Raw genomic sequence first — 19,628 nt, 5'->3', positions numbered from 1 at the left:
CGCTTACTTCTTCTCGAACTTGACGAACTTGAAGTGCAGCGCGTTGTCCGGGTGCACGGGCACATTGAGCCGGGGCACGGACGCGAAGTGGATCACCTGGTCATGCAGCGCAATGTAGAAACGCTCCTTTTGCACGGTCTCCCAGATGCTCTTGATGGTGGCATCGCGCTTTGCCTTGTCGCTCTCCGAGGACAGGGACAGGATCTTGGCATCCACATCGGCATTGCTGTAGTGCGTCGCGTTCTGCGCGCCACGGCTGTCCTTGCCGCGCGTATGCACCAGGAAGTCGAAGATGTAGGCCGAGTCATAGGTGGGCACGCCCCAGCCGTACAGGTAGAAGTCGCTGTCCGCCTTGGTGAGCGACACGCTGTGCATGGCAATCGGCCGGGCCGAGACTTCGGTCTTGATGCCGATGCGGCCCAGGAAGCCCGCCACCGCCGTGGCAATGGCCTCGTCGTTCACATAGCGGTCATTGGGCGTGTTCAGCGTGATGGTGAAGCCGTTGGGGTAGCCCGCCTCGGCCAGCAGCTGCTTGGCTTTGGCGGCATCCGCCTTGGGATAGGCCGCAAAGGCCTTGTCATAGCCATTGACGAACGACGGCGCGATCACGCCCGTGGGAATCGACAGGCCGCGCATCACCGAGCGCTTGATCGCATCGCGGTCGATGGCCAGCTCGATGGCCTGGCGCACCTTGGGATCGGCCAGCGGATTCTTGCCCTTGACGTTGCTGCTCTTGAGCTCTGCCGCACCCACGTTCAGTCCCAGGAAGATGGAGCGGTTCTCGGGACCTTCATTGATGCGCAGGCGCTTGTCCTGCTTCAGGCGCGCCACGTCCTGCGCGGGAATGTCCTGTGCGAAGTCCACCTCGCCCGACAGCAGGGCCGCCACGCGCGTGGCCGGGGACTTGATGGGCAGGTAGACCAGCTCGGTCACCTGCAGCGGGAACTGGCCCTTGCCCCAGTAGTCGGGGTTGAGCTTCATCACCGTCTTCGAATCGACCTCGCGGCTGGCCAGCACATAGGCGCCCGTGCCGTTGGCCGCGCGCGTGGCGCCGTTCTCGGTCTTGCTGGCCGTGTCCTGCGTGGTCTCGGCGCCGTTGGCCTTGGACCACTTCTCGCTCATGATGAAGAGGTTGGTCAGGTTGTCGGGGAAGATCAGGTTCGGGCCCTTGGTCTTCACATGCACCGTGAGATCGTCCACGGCCTTGGCCTCCTCCATCGAGGACAGCAGGGACTTGACCTGGGCGTTCTCGCCCTTGGCGCGGTTCAGCGAGAAGACCACGTCGCGCGCCGTGAACGGCGTGCCGTCATGGAACTTGACGTTGGGACGCAGCTTGAACTCCCAGACCGACGGGTCGGAGGTCATCTTCCACGAGGTGGCCAGCGTGGGCACCAGCTTGCCGTCGGCCGAGCGGATGACCAGGGTTTCGTAGATCTGGTGCAGCAGCACGAAATTGGTGCCCACGTTGAAGGCATGCGGGTCCAGCGAAGTCGGATCGGAGCCGCGCGCCCAGCGCACGGTCTCGGCCTGGGCCAGCGCGGCCGAGGTCAACAGGCCTGCGGCCAGCAAAGAACTGCCCAGAATCTTCATGATCATTTGTCTGCTCCCCTGTGGATTGATTGGAAAGGCGGCGGCCATGCGACGCAGCAGCCCGGGCGCCGCAAGAAGCGGGCCATATAGGTGCGCCCCACTTTAAATAACTTTTTCAGCTTGTTGAATTGATTTTTATACTTAAAAGCCATTTTCAAATAACAAGACTGCCGCCGCGGCCCGCCAATGATGTGCGGCCATCATGGACAGGCCAACGGCTTTGACAGCTAGTGAAAACGCGAAAGACCGACACGGCCCGCTCTGGCAAAGGTTTGCAATCGGGCACAGGTCTGCGCCGCACGGCGTGCTAATTTCAGACCCTGTATCGAGCCTGCGGGTTTCCGCGGAAAGGAAGCATCCATGAAGACATCCATTGCCAGCGCACTGCTGTGCGCCATGCTGGGCCTGGGCGCCCTGCCTGCCCAGGCGTCGGGCCTGGGCGACTCGCTGCGCCAGGCCTCGGGCCTTGGCGGTGACAAGGCCGCCGCCAGCAGCGAAGGCGCCGGCTCCGGCCTTGGCGGCATGCTGGGTGCGGGGGCAGGCGGTGCGGGCGCGCTGTCCGCCCTGGGCCTGAGCCCCTCGGCCACGGCCGGCAATGCGGCAGGCGTCATCTCCTACTGCATGAAGAACAACTACCTCAATGCCGACAAGGCGGCCCAGGTCAAGGACCAGTTGCTGGGCAAGCTGGGCATGCAAAAGCAGGAAGAGCCCAAGGACACGGGATTCCAGAACGGCCTGGGCGGCCTGGTCACCGGCGCCAACGGCAAGAGCTTCAGCATCGACAAGCTCAAGGGCGACCTCAAGGAAAAGGCCTGCGACTTCGTGCTGGACAACGCTAAATCGCTGATCTGATCCCCTGAGCGGCTGCGCCGCTTCCCCCTTCTCGCTTCGCGGAGGGGGACGACACCTTCGGCTGGGCGCCCCCGCCGCGAGGCGGCTCTTGCTCTGCGTCCCTGAGTGGGGCCGCGCCAGTTTCAACGGCGGCGCGCGATGCAGGCTTGCCTGGCTTGCGGGACAATGCCTGCTCTTTTTGCAGCACCCCACGCCAGCCCCTCATGCAAGCCACGCGCATCATTGCCATCCGCCACGGAGAAACCGCCTGGAATGTGGACGCCCGCATCCAGGGCCATCTGGACATTCCTCTCAACGACCTGGGCCTTTGGCAGGCCGCCCAGGCCGGCAAGGCCCTGGCGGGCGAGCCGGTGGCCGCCATCTACAGCAGCGACCTTCTGCGTGCCTATGCCACGGCCGAAGCCGTGGCCGCAAGCACGGGCGCGACGCTGACGGCCGACAAGGGCCTGCGCGAACGCTGCTTCGGCAGCTTCGAGGGCCAGACCTTCAACGATATCGAGGCGTCCCACCCGGAGGACGCGCTGCGCTGGCGCAAGCGCGATCCCGAGTTCGTGCCCGCAGGCGGCGGCGAGTCGCTGCTGATGCTGCGCGACCGCATCTCGGCCACGGTGAACCGCCTGGCCGGCCGCCACGCAGGCGAGCAGATCGTGATCGTGGCGCATGGCGGCGTGATGGATGTGCTCTACCGCCTGGCCACGCACCAGGAAGTGCAGGCACCACGCACCTGGGCGCTGGGCAACGCGGCCATCAACCGCCTGCTGTGGACGCCCCAGGGCCTGGGCCTGGTCGGCTGGGGCGATGTGCAGCACCTGGAAGGCGGTGCGCGCGACGAGGTTTTCAGCTGAACGCCTGCACTGCAGCGCAGTCCCTCATTCCACCTGGATATTGGCGGACTTGACGATCTGCGTGTAGCTCGCCTTTTCCTTCTTCAGGAACTGGGCGAACGTGGCCGGCGTGCCCGAGCCGGGCGTGGCGCCGCTGTCCTGCAGGCGCTTGCGGACCTCGGGCAGCTTCAGCACCTCGGCCAGTTCGGCGGCCAGGCGGCTGACCACGGGTTCGGGCGTGCGGGCGGGGGCGAACAGGCCGGTCCAGGCTTCCAGCTCGAAGCCCTTGAGATCGGGCGCCTCGGCAAAGCTCATCACTTCAGGGATCAAGTCGATGCGCTGGGCCGAGGTCACGCCCACGCCTTCCAGCTTTTTCTGCTGCACCAGCGGCGTGGCGCCGGTGGTCATCAGAATGCCCAGGTCGACTTGGCCGCCCATGACCTCGCTGGTGACCTGTGCCACGCCACGATAGGGCACATGGACCAGGCGGATGCGGGCACGCTCCTGCAGCCGCTCCATGGCCAGGTGCAGCACCGTGCCCACGCCCGGGGTGGCATAGGTCAGCGCGCCGGGCCGGGCGCGGGCCATGCTGATCAGCTCGTTGAGGTTGTGCACGGGCAGGCCAGGGCGGGCCACGATCACCATGGGCGCCACCGAAGTCAGGCCCACGGGAGCCAGATCACGCTCGGCGTCATAGCGCACGGAGGAGTTCACCAGCTGCGCAATGCTCACCGGCCCGTCAAAGCCCAGCAGCAGCGTGTAGCCATCGGCATGCGAGCGCGCCACCTTGCTCACGCCCAGCACGCCGCCAGAGGCCGGCACGTTGTCCACCACCACCGACTGGCGCAGCCGCGCACCCAGCTTTTCGGCGATCAGCCGCGCCGTGGCGTCCACATCGCTGCCCGCGCCAAAGGGCACGATCAGCGTGATGGGCCCGGCTGCCGGCCAGGGCTTGCCCGCGCCCGGCGCGGCATGGGCGGCGGGTGCGGCAGCAAGGGCCGCAGCCACTGAGGCTGCAGCCGATAGCAGGGAGCGTCGGGACAGGTGCATGGAGCGTGGGCATGCGCGGCGCATGCCGGCGAAGGCGGTGCGGGCTGGCAATGGCCTGCAGGGCAGGGACGGCCAGCGCGTGGAAAGCGGGCGATTCTGCCATAGGGCGCAATTTTCCTGCCACACGCTTGCCACGAAGCCCTATTTATTGCAATCCGTTTCAACCCTTGTGATTCCGTGTCCTAGGGTTCTCGCCTAAGGCGCTGCCCCGCCGCCATGCCCAGAATCGGCTGACCATGCTCTCACCCAGCCAAGTCATTGTCTTCGCCACTCCTGCCTTTTTGCTGCTGATCGCGCTGGAATGGGGCGTGAGCCTGTGGCGCGGGCGCAATGCCTACCGGCTGGCCGACGCCATCAGCTCCATCAGCCTGGGCATGCTCAGCCAGACCAGCGCCGTCTTCACCACGCTGCTGCGCGTGGGCCTGTACACGCTGGCCTTCGAGCACCTGGCGCTGTGGCGCAACGATGCCTTCTGGACCAGCATTCCCGGCTGGCTGCTGGCCCTGCTGTTCTACGACTTCTGCTACTACTGGCTGCACCGCATGGGCCATGAGGTGGCCGTGCTGTGGGCCGCGCATGCCGTGCACCACCAGAGCCAGGACTACAACCTGTCGACGGCGCTGCGCCAGACCAGCTCGGGCGCGCTGCTGGGCTGGCTGTTCTACCTTCCCATGGCGCTGGCCGGCGTGCCGCCGCTGGTGTTTGCCATCGTGGGCCTGATCGATCTGCTCTACCAGTTCTGGGTCCATACCGAGCAGGTGCGGCGCCTGGGCTGGTTCGACCGCTGGTTCTGCGCGCCCAGCAACCACCGCGTGCACCACGCCGTCAATGACTGCTACCTGGACAGGAACTACGGCGGCATCCTCATCGTCTGGGACCGCCTGTTCGGCACCTTCAAGCCCGAGGACGACAGCGAGCCCTGCGTCTACGGCACGCGCGGCCTGCTGCAAAGCTGGGACCCGCTGTGGGCCAACGCCGTGGTGTACCGGCAACTCATCCATGACAGCTGGCATGCGCGGCGCTGGGGCGACAAGCTGCGCGTCTGGCTCAAGCCGCCCGGGTGGCGCCCTGCCGACGTGGCGCAGCGCTTTCCCAGGCCGGCCTTCGACCTGGACGCGCACCGCGTGCTCTACGCACCCGACATGCAGCGCAGCCTGCGCTGGTTTGCGGGCCTGCAGTTCGTGGCGCTGATCGCAGGGGTGTCGCTGTTCCTGTGGCATGCCGACCAGTCCTCGACGGCGCGCAATGCGCTGTGGTTTGGCGTGCTGCTGGCCTGCCAGTGGGCACTGGGCGCGGCCATGCAGGGGCGCATCAGCCTGTGGGTGGCCCTGGCCATCGAGGCCGGCGCGCTGGCCACCGCCACCAGCGTGCTGGACATGCTGCACTGGCACTGGCTGTTCAAGCCGCTGGCCATGGTCTTTGCGCTGATCGCTGTCATGCAGCTGTGGCGCGGCAGCGCGGCGTTCTCGGCGCTGGCGAAACCCGCGCGCGGCGCCTGCTGGCTGGCCGCGGCGTTGGCGGCCTCGATGGCGGGCGACGTGTTCCTGATGCTGCCCGATCTGTTCATCCCGGGCCTGGCCAGCTTTCTGCTGGCCCACCTGGCCTATATCGTGCTGCTGCGCCAGGACGCCCCCTGGTTTGCGCACCGGCCCTCGCTGGCCGCCACGCTGGCCCTGGGCGCGGGCATGTATGCCGTGCTCTGGCAGGGCGGGCTGCCCGCCGCGCTGCGCCTGCCCGTGGCCGCCTATGTGCTGGTCATTGCGCTGATGGCGGCCCAGGCCCTGGGCCGCGCCAGGCACCTGGGCGGCCAGCCTGCCTGGACCGTGGCCATCGGCGCCTGCTTCTTCATGGTCAGCGACTCGCTGCTGGCCATCAACCGCTTCGTGCAGCCTTTCGACGGGGCGCAAGCCGCCGTGCTGTCCACCTACTACGCGGCGCAGTTGCTGATCGTGCAAGGCTGGCTGGCCCGTGGCGCATCGACATCAGGGTTGACCCGAGGCAGCTCGCAAGGCACAATCGCGGGATCGCATTTTCAGGAGTCCTTCCGTGGACAGTGCCAGTTCAACCAGTGACAAACAGCGCGCCGCAATGGCTACGCTGCTGGCTGACTGACCGACTCCTGTGATGGGAGCGGCCATGTCGGTCGGCTTCCATCCATTGCTGCGTTTCCCCTTGGATCTTCGCGCCCGCCCGGCGCTGCAGTTGCGCTTGGCATGCATCAGGTAGGCCGCTCCTGCACCGAAGATTCCAATGGCTGTTGATCACTGACCGCGTGCCCGTGTGGCTGCCATCGAGCAGCGCGCGGCCCACGCTGCTTGACGGCCCTGCCCGCGGCAGTCTTCCTGGTTCGCCAAGGAGAAAGCCATGTCCACACCGTTCGTCCGCCCCGCAATGCAACGCCTGCAGCCTGCCACTGCCGCGCCCTGCCCCGGCGCCACCGGCACGCGCGTGGCTGCCTCCCAGGCAGCAATGCAGGCCAAGGCACAGATGCAGGCCCAGGCCCCATCGGCCATGGAGCACGCCATGCACCTGGACCTGCAGACCCACTGGCCCACGCACCGCATCCGCAGCTTTCTGAGCCTGCAGCCGCGCTGAGCGCGCGCCGCAGCCTTGTCCGCCCCATCGTCAGAAAGGAGTTCCCCCATGGACCCCGATCCGAGTCGATCTTGCCCTGACCCCTCCGATACGGTCCGGCCGCACATGCCTGCGGCCCTTCCGCCCCTTCCCAAGGCCCCGGCCGGGAGACCCGCGCACGTCCATTGACGGATAGGTGCCGGGCTTCTTTCGGCCGCAACGAAAGAAGCCCGCCATGCAACACGTCATCACCGCGCTGCGGACCACGCCGGCAACCACGCCCGCCACAGCACCCGTCTCCACACGCGCCAGCCGCACCTCCCACACCACCCGCGCCAGCACCTTGCAGCTGGCCCTGCAAGCCGCCATTGCGGCACGCCACACCGGGCAACTGCACACCCTGCTGCAGCAACACGGCCCCGACCTCTTTGCCCATGCCCTCGTGGCGCTCACGCAGCGCCAGCAGGCCGACGTCCTGTCCCTGCTGGCGGCGCAGGAGCGCGCCGAGGTCTACCGCCACCTGCCCGCCCACGCGCGGCGCCAATGGCTGCAGTCGGCCACCGTGGCCCGCCCGCCGCTGCGCCGCCGCCTGCTGTGCGCCTGCCAGCGCAACTGGCACTGGCTGCGCGCCACCCTTCGCTCGAGCCAGGCCTGAGCCACCGGGGAGGTCGCCATGAAAAACCTCAAGCACCTGTTCCAGGCCTTTTTGCGCAGCCGCCACGCCCTGGGGCTGTTCCGGCGCAATGCCCTGCCCTCGGGCACGGCCGTGCACCACTCGCGCCCGGTATCGCCGACCCTCACGCGCGAGCTGCTGCGCGCCTCGCGCGATGACATCGCCGCCGTGCTGGCGCGCACCAGCTCCAGCGAGGACGGCCTGACCCGCGAGCAGGCCCGCGGCGCGCTCGCACGTCTCGGCCCCAACGAGGTCGAGCACGAAAAGCCGCTGCCCGGCTGGCTGCACCTGTGGTACTGCTACCGCAATCCCTTCAACCTGCTGCTGACGCTGCTGGCCGTGGTCTCCTACGCCACGGAGGACATGAAGGCCACGGTCGTCATCGCCTCCATGGTGCTGCTGTCCACGCTGCTGCGCTTTGTGCAGGAAGGCCGCTCCAACCGCGCCGCCGCGCGGCTCAAGGCCATGGTCAGCAGCACGGCCACGGTGCTGCGCCGCAATGGCGGCCCACCGGCCCCTGCAGATGCCGACTCCGCAGACGCCCCGCACAGCGGCTTCGGCCAGCAGGCGCGCCGCTACGAGGTGCCGCTGCGCGAGGTCGTGCCCGGCGATTTCGTGGTGCTGTCGGCCGGGGACATGATCCCTGCCGACTGCCGCGTGCTCAGCGCCAAGGACCTGTTCGTGAGCCAGTCCGCCATGACCGGCGAATCCCTGCCCGTGGAAAAGCGCGCCGACGCCAGTGCATCGAATGGCACCGGCGTGCTGGACGCCAGCAACCTGCTGTTCATGGGCACCAACGTGGTCTCGGGCACGGCGCTGGCCGTGGTGCTGGCCACGGGCAACCGCAGCTATTTCGGCACCATTGCCACGCGGGTGACCTCCAACGACCGCGCGCCCACGGCCTTCGAGACCGGGGTCAACAGCGTCAGCTGGCTGCTGATCCGCTTTGCGGCCGTGATGGTGCCCGTGGTGCTGTTCATCAACGGCTACACCAAGGGCGACTGGGCCGAGGCCTTCCTGTTCGCGCTGTCCGTGGCCGTGGGCCTGACGCCCGAGATGCTGCCCATGATCGTGACCTCCACCCTGGCCAAGGGTGCCGTGGTGCTGTCGCGCCGCAAGGTCGTGGTCAAGCGGCTGGACGCCATCCAGAACTTCGGCGCCATGGACGTGCTGTGCACCGACAAGACCGGCACGCTGACCCAGGACCGCATCGTGCTGGAGCGGCACACCGACGCCTTCGGCCAGCCCTGCGACGAGACGCTGCGCTTCGCCTACCTCAACAGCCACTACCAGACCGGCCTGAAGAACCTGCTCGACCATGCCGTGCTGGAACACGTGGAGCTGCACACCCAGATGCGCGTGGCCGAGGACTACCGCAAGGTCGATGAGATCCCCTTCGACTTCGAGCGCCGCCGCATGTCCGTGGTGGTGGCCGAGCGCAACCACCACCACGAGCTGATCTGCAAGGGCGCGGTCGAGGAAATCCTGGGCGCCTGCACCCGGCTGCGCGAGGGCGACGGCACGCGCCCGCTGGACAAGGAGCAGCTGGCCCGCGTGCGCCGCGTGACGCGCGAACTCAACCGCGAGGGCCTGCGCGTGGTCGCCGTGGCCATGAAGGAAGTGCCGCCGCACAAGAGCGACTACGGCGTGGCCGACGAGTCGGAGCTGACCCTGATCGGCTACATCGCCTTCCTGGACCCACCGAAGGAAACCACGGCCGAGGCGTTGGCCGCCCTGGCCGCGCACGGCGTGGCCGTCAAGCTGCTGACCGGCGACAACGAACTGGTGGCCGCCAAGGTCTGCCGCGATGTGGGGCTGCCCGCAGACCACATCGTCCTGGGCACGCAGATCGAGCACATGAACGACGAGATGCTGCGCCAGACGGTGGAGCGGCACCAGCTGTTCGCACGGCTCACACCGCTGCACAAGGAGCGCATCGTGCATGCGCTGCGCGCCAACGGCCACATCACCGGCTTCATGGGCGACGGCATCAACGACGCCCCGGCCCTGCGCGCGGCCGACATCGGCATCAGCGTGGACAGCGCCGTGGACATCGCAAAGGAAGCGGCCGACATCATCCTGCTGGAAAAAAGCCTGATGGTGCTGGAGCAGGGCGTGATCGAGGGCCGGCGCACCTTCAGCAACATGCTGAAGTACATCCGCATGACGGCCAGCTCCAACTTCGGCAACGTGTTCTCGGTGATGGTGGCCTCGGCCTTCATCCCCTTCCTGCCCATGCTGCCGCTGCACCTGCTGGTGCAGAACCTGCTGTACGACCTCTCGCAGATCGCCATCCCCTTTGACAACGTGGACGACGAACTGGTGCGCCAGCCGCTGCGCTGGAACCCGGCCGACCTGGGCCGCTTCATGGTGTTCTTCGGGCCCATCAGCTCGCTGTTCGACATCCTGACCTTCGCGCTGATGTGGTTCGTCTTCGCCGCCAACACGCCCGGGCAGCAGACGCTGTTCCAGTCGGGCTGGTTCGTCATCGGGCTGCTCACGCAGACGCTGATCGTGCACATGATCCGCACGCCCAGGATCCCCTTCCTGCAAAGCCGCCCGTCCTGGTCGCTGCTGCTGGCCACGGCGGCCGTGATGGCGGCCGGCATCTTCCTGCCGATGGGGCCCCTGGCCGGCTACTTGAAGCTGCAGGCGCTGCCGGCGGCCTACTTCCCGTGGATGATTGCCATATTGCTGGGCTACGCTTGCCTGGCCACGCTGCTCAAGCGCGTCTACATCCGCCGCTACGGCTGGCAGTGACGCACCCTTCAGCGCCCCTTTCAACGCCCCTTCAACCCATTCACCAGGAAAGCCCGGAACCCCATGCAGGCCCTGCAGAACCTCAACCCCGGCGCCATGCTGGACACCTTCGTCAGCCTGACCACGGCCTTCGTGTTCGGCGCCCTCATCGGCCTGGAGCGCCAGGTGCGCCAGCGCACGGCGGGGCTGCGCACCAACACCCTGGTCGCCGTGGGCGCGGCCGTCTTCGTGGACCTGGCCGTGCGCCTGGGCGGGGCCGAGGGCGCCACGCGCGTGGTGGCCTACGTGGTCTCGGGCGTGGGCTTCCTGGGTGCGGGCGCCATCATGAAGGAAGGGGCCAACATCACCGGGCTGAACACGGCGGCCACGCTGTGGGGCTCGGCCGCCGTGGGCGCCTGCGCGGGCGCCAGCCTGGTGGCCGAGGCCGGCCTGGCCACGCTCTTCGTGCTGGCCAGCAACACCTTGCTGCGCCCCGTGGTCAACCGCATCAACCGCCGCCCGGTGGATGACGAATCCACGGAGTCGACCTACTACGTCTACGCCATCTGCCACCGCGGCGCCCAGGGCGATGTGCGAGAGCAGATGCTGGAGCTGCTGGAGAACGCCAGCTACCCCGTGCGCGGCGTGGAAACCCATGCCTTCGGGCCGCAGGACACGGAGATCGAGGCCATGCTCTACGCCACCTCGGTGGACTCCGACGAGCTGGACCGCGTGATCGCCGCCATCGAGGCCCTGCCCGGCGTGCTGCAGGCCTTCTGGAACGCCGGCACGGAGGAGTGAGCCTGCGTCAGCTGGCGTCGTCGCCCGGCACGGGAAGGCCCAGGTGGCGGTACGCCGCCTGGGTCGCCATGCGCCCGCGCGGCGTGCGCTGCAAAAAGCCCTGCTGGATCAGGTAGGGCTCGATCACATCCTCGATGGTGCCCGCCTCCTCGCCGATGCTGGCCGCGATGTTGTCCAGGCCCACGGGGCCGCCGTCGAAGCGGTGCACCACGGCCTCCAGCAACTTGCGGTCCATGAGGTCGAAGCCCTGGGGATCGACATCAAGCATGGCCAGCGCGCGGTCGGCCAGCTCGCGCGTGATGCTGCCGTCGCCGCGCACATCGGCATAGTCGCGCACGCGGCGCAGCAGGCGGTTGGCAATACGCGGCGTGCCGCGCGAGCGGCGCGCGATCTCGAAGGCGCCCTCGTCGTCAATCGGCGCGTTCAACAGGCCTGCACTGCGCCGCACGATGCGCGCCAGCTCCTCGGCCGTATAGAACTCCAGCCGCGCCACGATGCCGAAGCGGTCGCGCAGCGGGTTGGTCAGCATGCCCGCGCGCGTGGTCGCGCCCACCAGCGTGAACGGCTGCAGGTCCAGCTTGATGGAGCGCGCCGCCGGCCCCTCGCCGATCATGATGTCGATCTGGTAGTCCTCCAGCGCCGGATAGAGGATTTCCTCGACCACGGGCGACAGGCGGTGGATCTCGTCGATGAACAGCACATCGTTGGCTTCGAGGTTGGTCAGCAGCGCCGCCAGGTCCTTGGGCTTTTCCAGCACGGGGCCGCTGGTCTGGCGCAGGTTCACGCCCAGCTCGGCCGCGATGATGTGCGACAGCGTGGTCTTGCCCAGGCCCGGCGGGCCGAAAAGCAGCACATGGTCCAGCGCCTCGCTGCGCTTTCGGGCCGCGCCGATGAAGATCTCCAGCTGCTCGCGCGCCTTGGCCTGGCCCACGTACTCCTGCAGCAGCTTGGGGCGCAGGGCGCGCTCCATGGCCTCTTCCCCGCGCGAGACCGGCGCTGCCGAAATCATGCGCGGCTTTTCCGGTGCCTTGTCGGGCGCGAAACCGCCCTGCGGAAAGCCGCCCTGCCCGAAATCGTCGGTATGGATGCTCATGCGCCGCTCACTTGGCCAGCGCCTTCAGCGCCAGCTTGATGCCTTCGGTCACACCCACGTCGGGCGGCAGCTTCTTGAGCGCGGCGGCCGCATCCTTGTCGGAATAGCCCAGCGCCATCAGCGCCTGCACGATGTCGTTCTGGTCGTTGTTCACGAACAGCGACTGCGCGCCCGTATCGGCGCCGATCTTGCCCTTGAGCTCCAGCAGCAGGCGCTCGGCCGTCTTCTTGCCGATGCCCGGCACCTTGACCAGGCGGCCTACCTCCTGCAGCGTCACGGCCTGGGCCAGGTCCTCCACGCTCATGCCGCTGAGCACCGACAGCGCCATGCGCGGGCCGATGCCGGTGATCTTGATCAGCTCGCGGAACGCCTGGCGCTCGCTGTGCGTGCCAAAGCCGTACAGAAGCTGCGCATCCTCGCGCACCACGAAGTGCGTCAGCAGGCTGACCCTGGCCCCGCTGGCCGGCAGGTTGTAGAAGGTGCTCATGGGCACCTGCACCTCGTAGCCCACGCCGCCGCAGTCCACCAGCACCTCGGGCGGGTTTTTTTCCAGCAGCGTTCCTGTCAATTTGCCTATCATTGGTGTCCTTTGCCGCCCCAGGGGCGGCTTTTCATGCCCGTCCGCAACCGAACGCCGGCCCATTCACAGGGTATGGCACCACGCCCTCGCGCTGGCCGCCGCCCGGAATCTCTGGAATTATCCGCGTGATCCTGCGCCACACATTCACACCCCACGACAACAACCGGTTGAGCCATCTGTGCGGCCCGGCCGACGCGCACCTGCGCACCATCGAGATCGCACTGGGCGTCAAGATCGCCCACCGCCACGAGCAATTCAAGATCGACGGCCCCAAGGCCAAGGCCAACGACGCACTGGAGCTGCTGCAGGCCCTCTACGAGATGGCCGACGACCCCATCCTGGACGATTCGCTGCAGCTCATGCTGGCCGGCGACACCGAACTCATCGAGCAGCCCCTGGACGCCATCCAGCTGTCCACGCGCCGCCCCGACCTGCGCGCGCGCACGGCCAACCAGTCGGCCTACCTGGAGAACATCGCCCGCCACGACATCACCTTCGGCATCGGCCCGGCCGGCACCGGCAAGACCTACCTGGCCGTGGCCTGCGCCGTGGACGCGCTGGAGCGCAGCGCCGTGCAGCGCATCGTGCTCACGCGCCCGGCCGTGGAAGCAGGCGAGCGCCTGGGCTTTCTGCCCGGCGACCTCACGCAGAAGGTCGACCCCTACCTGCGCCCGCTGTACGACGCGCTCTACGACCTCATGGGCTACGAGAAGGTGCAAAAGGCCTTCGAGCGCAATGTGCTGGAGATCGCGCCGCTGGCCTTCATGCGCGGGCGCACGCTGAACAACGCCTTCGTCATCCTGGACGAGGCGCAGAACACCACGCCCGAGCAGATGAAGATGTTCCTCACGCGCATCGGCTTCGGCGCCCGCGCCGTGGTCACGGGCGACGTCAGCCAGATCGACCTGCCCAAGGGCGCCCTGAGCGGCCTGATCGATGCCGAGCGCGTCTTGAAGCGCGTCAAGGGCATCGCCATCAACCACTTCACCAGCGCCGACGTGGTGCGCCACCCGCTGGTGGCCCGCATCGTGGACGCCTACGACGCACGCGGCCAGGCCCCGGCACGCCGTGCCGCACCGCGCCTTGCAGCGCCTTGATCCCGACAGCCACAGCAGACGCCCGCCCACGGGCGCTCCAAAGCACAAGCTCACGCCCACGCACTTCCCCATGTCCCTGAACCAACTGCAACTGTCCCTGCAATTCGCGCGCTTTGCCGAGGCGCCCGCCCACCGCGCCGTGCTGTCCCGCAGCAAGGTCACGCGCTGGATACGCCACGCCCTGGCCGTCGATGCCGAGATCACCGTGCGCATCGTCGATGCCGAGGAAGGCCAGCAGCTCAACCGCGAGTACCGGCAAAAGGACTACGCCACCAACGTCCTGACCTTCGACTACCAGCAGGAGCCCACCGCCATGGCCGATCTGGTGCTGTGCGCCCCCGTGGTCGAGCGCGAGGCGCGCGAGCAGAACAAGACGCTGGAGGAGCACTACGCCCACCTGCTGGTGCACGGCACGCTGCATGCCCAGGGCTGGGACCATGAAACCAGCGAGCAGGACGCTGAGGAAATGGAAGCCTACGAGACCGAGATCATGGTCGAGCTGGGCTTTGCCGACCCCTACGCCAAGTAGGCGGCACCAGGCCCCGCGCGGGCCTCAGCGCGCCGTATCGATGACGACCCGGCCGCGCACCTGGCCGGCAAGCAGCCTGGGCGCCAGCGCAACCGCATCGGCCAGGCCCGCCTCTTCGGTATTGCGCTCCAGCACCTCGCGCGGCAGTTCGGCAGCCAGCCGCGCCCAGGCCTGCTCGCGCCGCGCCTGCGGCGCATAGACGCTGTCGATGCCCAGCAGCGACACGCCACGCAGAATGAACGGTGCCACGGAAGCCGGCAGGTCCAGCCCCTGGGCCAGCCCGCAGGCCGCCACGCAGCCGCCGTAGCGCAGGCTGGCGCACACATTGGCCAGCGTATGGCTGCCCACGCTGTCCACGGCCGCCGCCCAGACCTCCTTTTGCAGCGGCTTGCCGGGCGCATCCAGGCTGCTGCGCTCCACGATCCGCGCCGCGCCCAGCGCCTTCAGGTGCTCGGCCTGTTCGGGCCGCCCGGTGCCGGCGTGCACCTCGAAACCCAGGCGCGACAGCAGGGCCACGGCAATGCTGCCCACGCCGCCGTTGGCCCCCGTCACCAGCACCGGGCCGCTGGAGGGCGCGATGCCATGCGCCTGCAGCGCCATCACGCACAGCATGGCCGTATAGCCGGCCGTGCCTATGGCCATGGCATCCCGTGCGCTGAAGGCCTCGGGCCGGCGGATCAGCCAGTCGCCGTTCACGCGCGCCTGCTGGGCGAGCCCGCCCCAGTGGGTCTCGCCCACGCCCCAGCCGTTGAGCAGCACGGCATCGCCGGGCTGGAAACGCGCGTCCTCGCTGTCCAGCACCGTGCCGGCCAGGTCGATGCCAGGCACCATGGGGAACTGGCGCACCACGGGCGAGCGTCCCGTGATGGCCAGTGCATCCTTGTAGTTGAGCGTGGAATGCGAGACGGCCACGCGCACCGCGCCGGCGGGCAGGCTGGCTTCGTCCAGCTCCACACACTCGGCACGGGTTTCACGCGGTACGGGTTGGGTCAGCAGCAAGGCTTTGAACATGGGGTCTCCAGCAAGGCAGTGGCAAAGGAATCCAAAGGCAATCAGGACTGCGGCGCGCCCAGCACGCCGCTGCGGCACAGGCGGGCGATGGCCTCATCCGCCATCCCCATCTCCCGCAGCAGCGCAAGGTTGCCATCGCCCAGGACGGGGGCCGGGGCACCCGGCAGGGGCTCGGCATCCATCCACCGGAACCCCAGTCCCGGAGTGTCCACCGCAGCGCCGCCGGCGCCATAGCTCACAGGTGACACGGTGCCGGCGGCGCGGGCCTCGCCCAGGAATTCACCCAGGCGCCGCACCCTGGCGGCAGGCACGCCCACGGCGTTGAGCCGGGCTTCCATGTCCCGTGCGCTGCGTGCGGCGAAGGCCTCGGCCAGACAGGCCTGCAGCCGCTGCAGCGCGGACGCATCGCGCGCGGCAACAAAGCCGCCCTCGGGCGCATTGAAGGCATCGAGGTCCAGCAGCGTGGCGTCCTCGCACAGGGCATCGAGCCCCAGCACGCTGGCGAGCCTGCGGAACTGCTGCGGCGTGTTGGCGGCCGTGGACAGCCAGCCGTCGGCGCACCGGTAGGTGTCGGCCGCCGGGCTGCCCGTATAGCCCCGGTTGCCCACGCGCAGCTCCATGCTGCGCCGCATGATGGAAGAGGTGTTACGCCGCGAAGGCGTGATCGCGCCCACGCCCGTCATCGAATCCACCAGCCCCTTCACCAACCTGCAACTGGTCCGGGCCGGCCTGGGGCTCAGCGCCGTGCCCGACTCCACGCTGCAGGCCTCGCACCGGTCGCTGGGGGTGCGCAGGGTGCATGTCACATCCGCCATCTCCATGGGCCCCGTGGCGTTGATCTACCGCAGCGCCGTCGCCAACCCGCGCGTCGCCCTGCTGCGCGCCACGCTGGGCCTGCCCGGCCCGGTGGTGGAGCCGCCCTAGTCGCCTGGTGGCCACCACGCCGGCGCGATCCTGTCCTTTTGCGCAAAGCAGCCCTGACCCAGCCGCCATGCCGGTGCGACAGCCCGCCCGATGGTCCGGCACTAAGATCGGCCTCGACCTATAACACCGGCCTGGCCGCGCAAGGCCACGGCGGCCTGCCGATGCCCGGCTCCAGGAGGAGACAACACCCATGTGGGACATCGCACTGCTCATGAGCGCCGCCTTCGTGGCCGGCGCGCTCAATGCCGTCGCCGGGGGCGGCAGCTTCCTCACCCTGCCCGCCCTGGTCTTCACCGGCGTGCCGCCCGTGGCCGCCAACGCCACCGGCACCGTCGCCCTGCTGCCCGGCTACATGGCCGGTGCCTGGGGCTTTCGCCAGGACATGGAGCCGCCGCCCGGCCTGGGCATGCGCGGCGTCATCGTGCTGTCGCTCATCGGCGGCTCGCTGGGCGCGGCCCTGCTGCTGGTCACGCCCGACCACCTGTTCCGCAAGGTCGTCCCCTGGCTGCTGCTGGCCGCCACCGCCATGTTCGCCTTCGCGCCCCAGCTCAGGCGCATGGCATCACGCGGCAGCGCCGAGCATGCCGCCCATGCATCGCCCCTGAAGGCCGGCGCCGGCATGCTGGTCGTGGCCATCTACGGCGGCTACTTCAACGGCGGCCTGGGCATCCTGCTGCTGGCCCTGTTCGGCCTGCTGGGCCAGACAAGGCTGCATGCCATGAACGGCATGAAGAACCTGGTCTCCGCCCTGCTCACGGCCATTGCCGTCGCCATCTATGCGGCCGGCGGCGTCGTGCAGTGGGAGCAGGCCCTGGTCATGATGATTGCCGCCACCGCAGGCGGCTACGGCGGCGCCCGCCTGGCGCGCCGCATCCCGCCCGAATGGCTGCGCGCGGGCATCGTGCTGACGGGGCTGGTGATGGCGGGGGTGTTTTTCTGGAGGCAGTGAGGCCAGAAAGCTACTTCTTCGGCGCCGCACTCCGCACTGTCTTTGATACGCGCTTGCCTATGGATTTTTCCGGCGTCGCCGCATCCGTGGCTGGCTGAGAGCCGCTCTGTGGCTGGGCCAGGGCTTGCGCAAGCGATTGCAACCGCTCTTCGATACGCTTCACGGTTTCCAGCGTTTCGTCACCGACGCGGGTATCCAGATTCATTTGCGAACTATCGCTGTCCATGCCCGAAACGCGCGGCGCCGCAAAGGTCTGCTGTAGCCGAGCCACGACCTCGGCAGTCATTGAGCGCCGGTTCTCTTCGGAAGCGGCATCCAGCAGATCCTTCAGCTCCTGAGGGATACGCATGTAGATGGTTGGGTCGTCGCGTGCCATCCGCGCACTTTGCCATGGAACACACTTGCCATTTTCTATGCACAGTGCATAGAATATTGAGTGCATAGATCGTGCATAGAAAGCCCGAGTCATTGAAGCGACGACAAAGGAATCGATATGGCTGCGTCACGACACCCAACGAACAAGCCCTGCACGATGGACACCGCTGCCTGGCCCACCATGCAGCAAATGATCGCCCTGTCCATTGCCCGCGCAGAGATGGGGCTGGTTGCCCTGATCGAAACACGCTGTGCCGACAGGGACTGGCATGACGCGGATGTAGAGGTGGACCTGGCCGCAGACCTGGCGCTGAATCACATCCGGCAAATTCGGCACAAGGTATTCGAGGACGCCAGCGAATTCGACAACGAGTGGTATCTCGCCCGCGCAGCCATCGCCCTGGCAGCCCAGGCCTTCAACCGGCCACAGAGCCTCTACGCCCGGCGCCTCAAACTGCTCTTGCAACTGTTTGATGAAGCACCGTCCTTTGTGGAATACGCGGAGCATGGCCCGGAAGGTTGAATGCAGAGGCTTCTCTGTCGCCTCCAAGTCAGCAGCCTTTCTGAGCTGCCTAAGCGGCAACGAACCTGAGCGCCCCCCCCGCGCCGGGCGGCTCCGTTTTCTGAGTTGCCTACGCGGCAGCGAACCCTGTGCGGTGGAAACGGATCTGGCCCGAGATTTTCTAAGCTGCCTACGCGGCAGCGAACTCTTTGGCCACATGATTTGCGAGCTTGGCCAGTTTCTGAGCTGCCTACGCGGCAGCGAACGACGCAACCGGCGCCAAAGCAGACTTTGGACATTTCTGAGCTGCCTACGCGGCAGCGAACCCGTGGCGGGTATCGATCCGAGCCCCCGGCGGTTTCTGAGCTGCCTATGCGGCAGCGAACGTTCCACGGCTACGAGCCGGGGGAGGGGGTCATTTCTGAGCTGCCTATGCGGCAGCGAACTGCCAGTTCATGGTGTGTCCTCAGATTGCATCTTTCTGAGCTGCCTATGCGGAAGCGAACCCGGTCTGGTTGTTGCCCATCAACTGGTTCCATTTCTGAGCTGCCTATGCGGCAGCGAACTGGATCAGCAATACAGAGGTCCAGTGCCTCAATTTCTGAGCTGCCTATGCGGCAGCGAACGCAACTACCGACCGCGACCTGGCGATCAAGCATTTCTGAGCTGCCTATGCGGCAGCGAACTGCCGGGGGAAAGCCTGCGCCTGCTCCCCGTATTTCTGAGCTGCCTACGCGGCAGCGAACTCGGCGGCGGCTTGGGCGCGCGTGATGTCGATTTTCTGAGCTGCCTACGCGGCAGCGAACCCTGAGTCATCTCCAGCAGACGGACAGGATCGTTTCTGAGCTGCCTACGCGGCAGCGAACGCGTCACGGGCGCTGTGGCCCTGCTGACGGGTTTTCTGAGCTGCCTACGCGGCAGCGAACGTCTGCATGTCAGCTCTCCTTGTGCCCAGTGGTTTCTGAGCTGCCTACGCGACAGCGAACCTGGGCTACGCGGGCCACCCGGACGCCATCATTTTCTGAGCTGCCTACGCGGCAGCGAACAGCGCAGAGGCTATGGCGGAAGACCTCATCGATTTCTGAGCTGCCTACGCGGCAGCGAACCTGTTCAGCGGGCCGATGGTCCGCGCCCTGCTTTTCTGAGCTGCCTACGCGGCAGCGAACTTTTCGAGGAAGGCGCCGGCCCAATCCTCCAGTTTCTGAGCTGCCTACGCGGCAGCGAACAGTGGCCGCAGGGCAGGCCTTCGCCGGGCTTCTTTCTGAGCTGCCTACGCGGCAGCGAACCATGCCGTGGTCTGGAACGGCCCGCAATCCATTTTCTGAGCTGCCTACGCGGCAGCGAACGCCACGGGGCGCGAGATCATTTCGTAGGCCATTTTCTGAGCTGCCTACGCGGCAGCGAACCCAGTCCCTAAACTCGAACCACATCTTTCTGATTTCTGAGCTGCCTACGCGGCAGCGAA

At 67.5% G+C, this 19,628-nt stretch carries 19 protein-coding genes and 1 CRISPR repeat array (1 of these 20 cut by a window edge); of the genes, 12 read left to right on the top strand and 7 right to left on the bottom strand.

Features of this window, described 5'->3' with window-relative positions:
* Window positions 1–3: 3 nt before the first annotated feature.
* On the bottom strand, window positions 4–1,596 hold the full coding sequence (locus tag ACF8ML_RS24860; RefSeq protein WP_126311288.1) for an ABC transporter substrate-binding protein: 1,593 nt from the start codon (window positions 1,594–1,596) through the stop codon (window positions 4–6).
* 354 nt (window positions 1,597–1,950) lie between these two features.
* Here ACF8ML_RS24860 and ACF8ML_RS24855 point away from each other — a divergent pair, with 354 nt between their 5' ends.
* Both ACF8ML_RS24855 and ACF8ML_RS24850 read left to right on the top strand, forming a co-directional pair.
* Window positions 1,951–2,442, top strand: a complete 492-nt coding sequence (locus tag ACF8ML_RS24855) for a DUF2501 domain-containing protein (protein ID WP_047326234.1) — start codon at window positions 1,951–1,953, stop codon at window positions 2,440–2,442.
* A gap of 203 nt (window positions 2,443–2,645) precedes the next feature.
* Window positions 2,646–3,287: a histidine phosphatase family protein gene (locus tag ACF8ML_RS24850; RefSeq protein WP_047326235.1), complete on the top strand. Its 642-nt coding sequence runs from the start codon at window positions 2,646–2,648 to the stop codon at window positions 3,285–3,287.
* Window positions 3,288–3,311: 24 nt separating this feature from the next.
* Here ACF8ML_RS24850 and ACF8ML_RS24845 read toward each other — a convergent pair whose 3' ends face one another.
* Complete coding sequence (locus ACF8ML_RS24845) at window positions 3,312–4,316, bottom strand: Bug family tripartite tricarboxylate transporter substrate binding protein (RefSeq protein ID WP_392408250.1); 1,005 nt, start codon at window positions 4,314–4,316, stop codon at window positions 3,312–3,314.
* 236 nt (window positions 4,317–4,552) lie between these two features.
* Between ACF8ML_RS24845 and ACF8ML_RS24840 the strand changes: the two genes are divergently transcribed.
* The 5 genes from ACF8ML_RS24840 (at window position 4,553) to ACF8ML_RS24820 (ending at window position 11,103) form a co-directional block, all read left to right on the top strand.
* A complete protein-coding gene (locus tag ACF8ML_RS24840) occupies window positions 4,553–6,388 on the top strand; it encodes a lysoplasmalogenase family protein (protein ID WP_392408249.1) in 1,836 nt (611 codons plus the stop codon).
* 292 nt (window positions 6,389–6,680) lie between these two features.
* A complete protein-coding gene (locus tag ACF8ML_RS24835; RefSeq protein ID WP_338498457.1) occupies window positions 6,681–6,911 on the top strand; it encodes a hypothetical protein in 231 nt (76 codons plus the stop codon).
* A gap of 214 nt (window positions 6,912–7,125) precedes the next feature.
* A complete protein-coding gene (locus ACF8ML_RS24830; RefSeq protein ID WP_154835839.1) occupies window positions 7,126–7,545 on the top strand; it encodes a hypothetical protein in 420 nt (139 codons plus the stop codon).
* Between the two features lie 18 nt (window positions 7,546–7,563).
* The gene (mgtA, locus tag ACF8ML_RS24825; protein ID WP_392408248.1) at window positions 7,564–10,323 is read left to right on the top strand and encodes a magnesium-translocating P-type ATPase; all 2,760 of its coding nucleotides are present in this window, start codon (window positions 7,564–7,566) and stop codon (window positions 10,321–10,323) included.
* Window positions 10,324–10,386: 63 nt separating this feature from the next.
* A complete protein-coding gene (locus ACF8ML_RS24820) occupies window positions 10,387–11,103 on the top strand; it encodes an MgtC/SapB family protein (RefSeq protein ID WP_012203158.1) in 717 nt (238 codons plus the stop codon).
* A gap of 7 nt (window positions 11,104–11,110) precedes the next feature.
* Here the strand turns inward: ACF8ML_RS24820 and ruvB are convergent, their stop codons facing one another.
* Window positions 11,111–12,196 (bottom strand): Holliday junction branch migration DNA helicase RuvB, encoded by a 1,086-nt coding sequence (ruvB, locus tag ACF8ML_RS24815; protein WP_392408246.1) that lies wholly within the window; start codon window positions 12,194–12,196, stop codon window positions 11,111–11,113.
* A gap of 7 nt (window positions 12,197–12,203) precedes the next feature.
* A complete protein-coding gene (gene ruvA, locus ACF8ML_RS24810; protein WP_016446532.1) occupies window positions 12,204–12,776 on the bottom strand; it encodes a Holliday junction branch migration protein RuvA in 573 nt (190 codons plus the stop codon).
* A gap of 125 nt (window positions 12,777–12,901) precedes the next feature.
* Here ruvA and ACF8ML_RS24805 point away from each other — a divergent pair, with 125 nt between their 5' ends.
* Window positions 12,902–13,873 (top strand): PhoH family protein, encoded by a 972-nt coding sequence (locus ACF8ML_RS24805; RefSeq protein ID WP_016446533.1) that lies wholly within the window; start codon window positions 12,902–12,904, stop codon window positions 13,871–13,873.
* A 70-nt stretch (window positions 13,874–13,943) separates the two neighbouring features.
* A complete protein-coding gene (gene ybeY, locus ACF8ML_RS24800) occupies window positions 13,944–14,402 on the top strand; it encodes an rRNA maturation RNase YbeY (RefSeq protein ID WP_016446534.1) in 459 nt (152 codons plus the stop codon).
* A gap of 24 nt (window positions 14,403–14,426) precedes the next feature.
* Here ybeY and ACF8ML_RS24795 read toward each other — a convergent pair whose 3' ends face one another.
* Together ACF8ML_RS24795 and ACF8ML_RS24790 are read right to left on the bottom strand one after the other, a co-directional pair.
* Window positions 14,427–15,413: an MDR family oxidoreductase gene (locus ACF8ML_RS24795; RefSeq protein ID WP_016451875.1), complete on the bottom strand. Its 987-nt coding sequence runs from the start codon at window positions 15,411–15,413 to the stop codon at window positions 14,427–14,429.
* A gap of 41 nt (window positions 15,414–15,454) precedes the next feature.
* Entirely contained in the window at window positions 15,455–16,033 is a 579-nt protein-coding gene (locus ACF8ML_RS24790; protein ID WP_392408245.1) for a CoA transferase, read from the bottom strand.
* On the opposite strand from ACF8ML_RS24790, the gene ACF8ML_RS24785 reads away from it, so the two are divergent.
* Window positions 16,032–16,337 (top strand): LysR substrate-binding domain-containing protein, encoded by a 306-nt coding sequence (locus ACF8ML_RS24785; RefSeq protein ID WP_392408244.1) that lies wholly within the window; start codon window positions 16,032–16,034, stop codon window positions 16,335–16,337. The two genes, ACF8ML_RS24790 and ACF8ML_RS24785, sit on opposite strands and share 2 nt — an antisense overlap.
* Before the next feature lie 190 nt (window positions 16,338–16,527).
* Window positions 16,528–17,286: a TSUP family transporter gene (locus tag ACF8ML_RS24780; RefSeq protein ID WP_016451878.1), complete on the top strand. Its 759-nt coding sequence runs from the start codon at window positions 16,528–16,530 to the stop codon at window positions 17,284–17,286.
* 10 nt (window positions 17,287–17,296) lie between these two features.
* Here ACF8ML_RS24780 and ACF8ML_RS24775 read toward each other — a convergent pair whose 3' ends face one another.
* Window positions 17,297–17,662: an Arc family DNA-binding protein gene (locus ACF8ML_RS24775; RefSeq protein ID WP_392408243.1), complete on the bottom strand. Its 366-nt coding sequence runs from the start codon at window positions 17,660–17,662 to the stop codon at window positions 17,297–17,299.
* A gap of 156 nt (window positions 17,663–17,818) precedes the next feature.
* On the opposite strand from ACF8ML_RS24775, the gene ACF8ML_RS24770 reads away from it, so the two are divergent.
* A complete protein-coding gene (locus ACF8ML_RS24770; protein WP_034367332.1) occupies window positions 17,819–18,184 on the top strand; it encodes a hypothetical protein in 366 nt (121 codons plus the stop codon).
* Window positions 18,185–18,221: 37 nt separating this feature from the next.
* Window positions 18,222–19,628: a CRISPR direct-repeat array (repeat unit 28 nt; unit sequence TTTCTGAGCTGCCTATGCGGCAGCGAAC); it runs 1,863 nt beyond the window's last position.

Source organism: Delftia sp. WSY_10, assembly GCF_043104705.1.
Lineage (GTDB): Bacteria > Pseudomonadota > Gammaproteobacteria > Burkholderiales > Burkholderiaceae_C > Comamonas > Comamonas tsuruhatensis.
The sequence above is the reverse complement of the archived record's forward strand: the minus strand, read 5'-3'. Positions and strand labels throughout refer to the sequence as shown.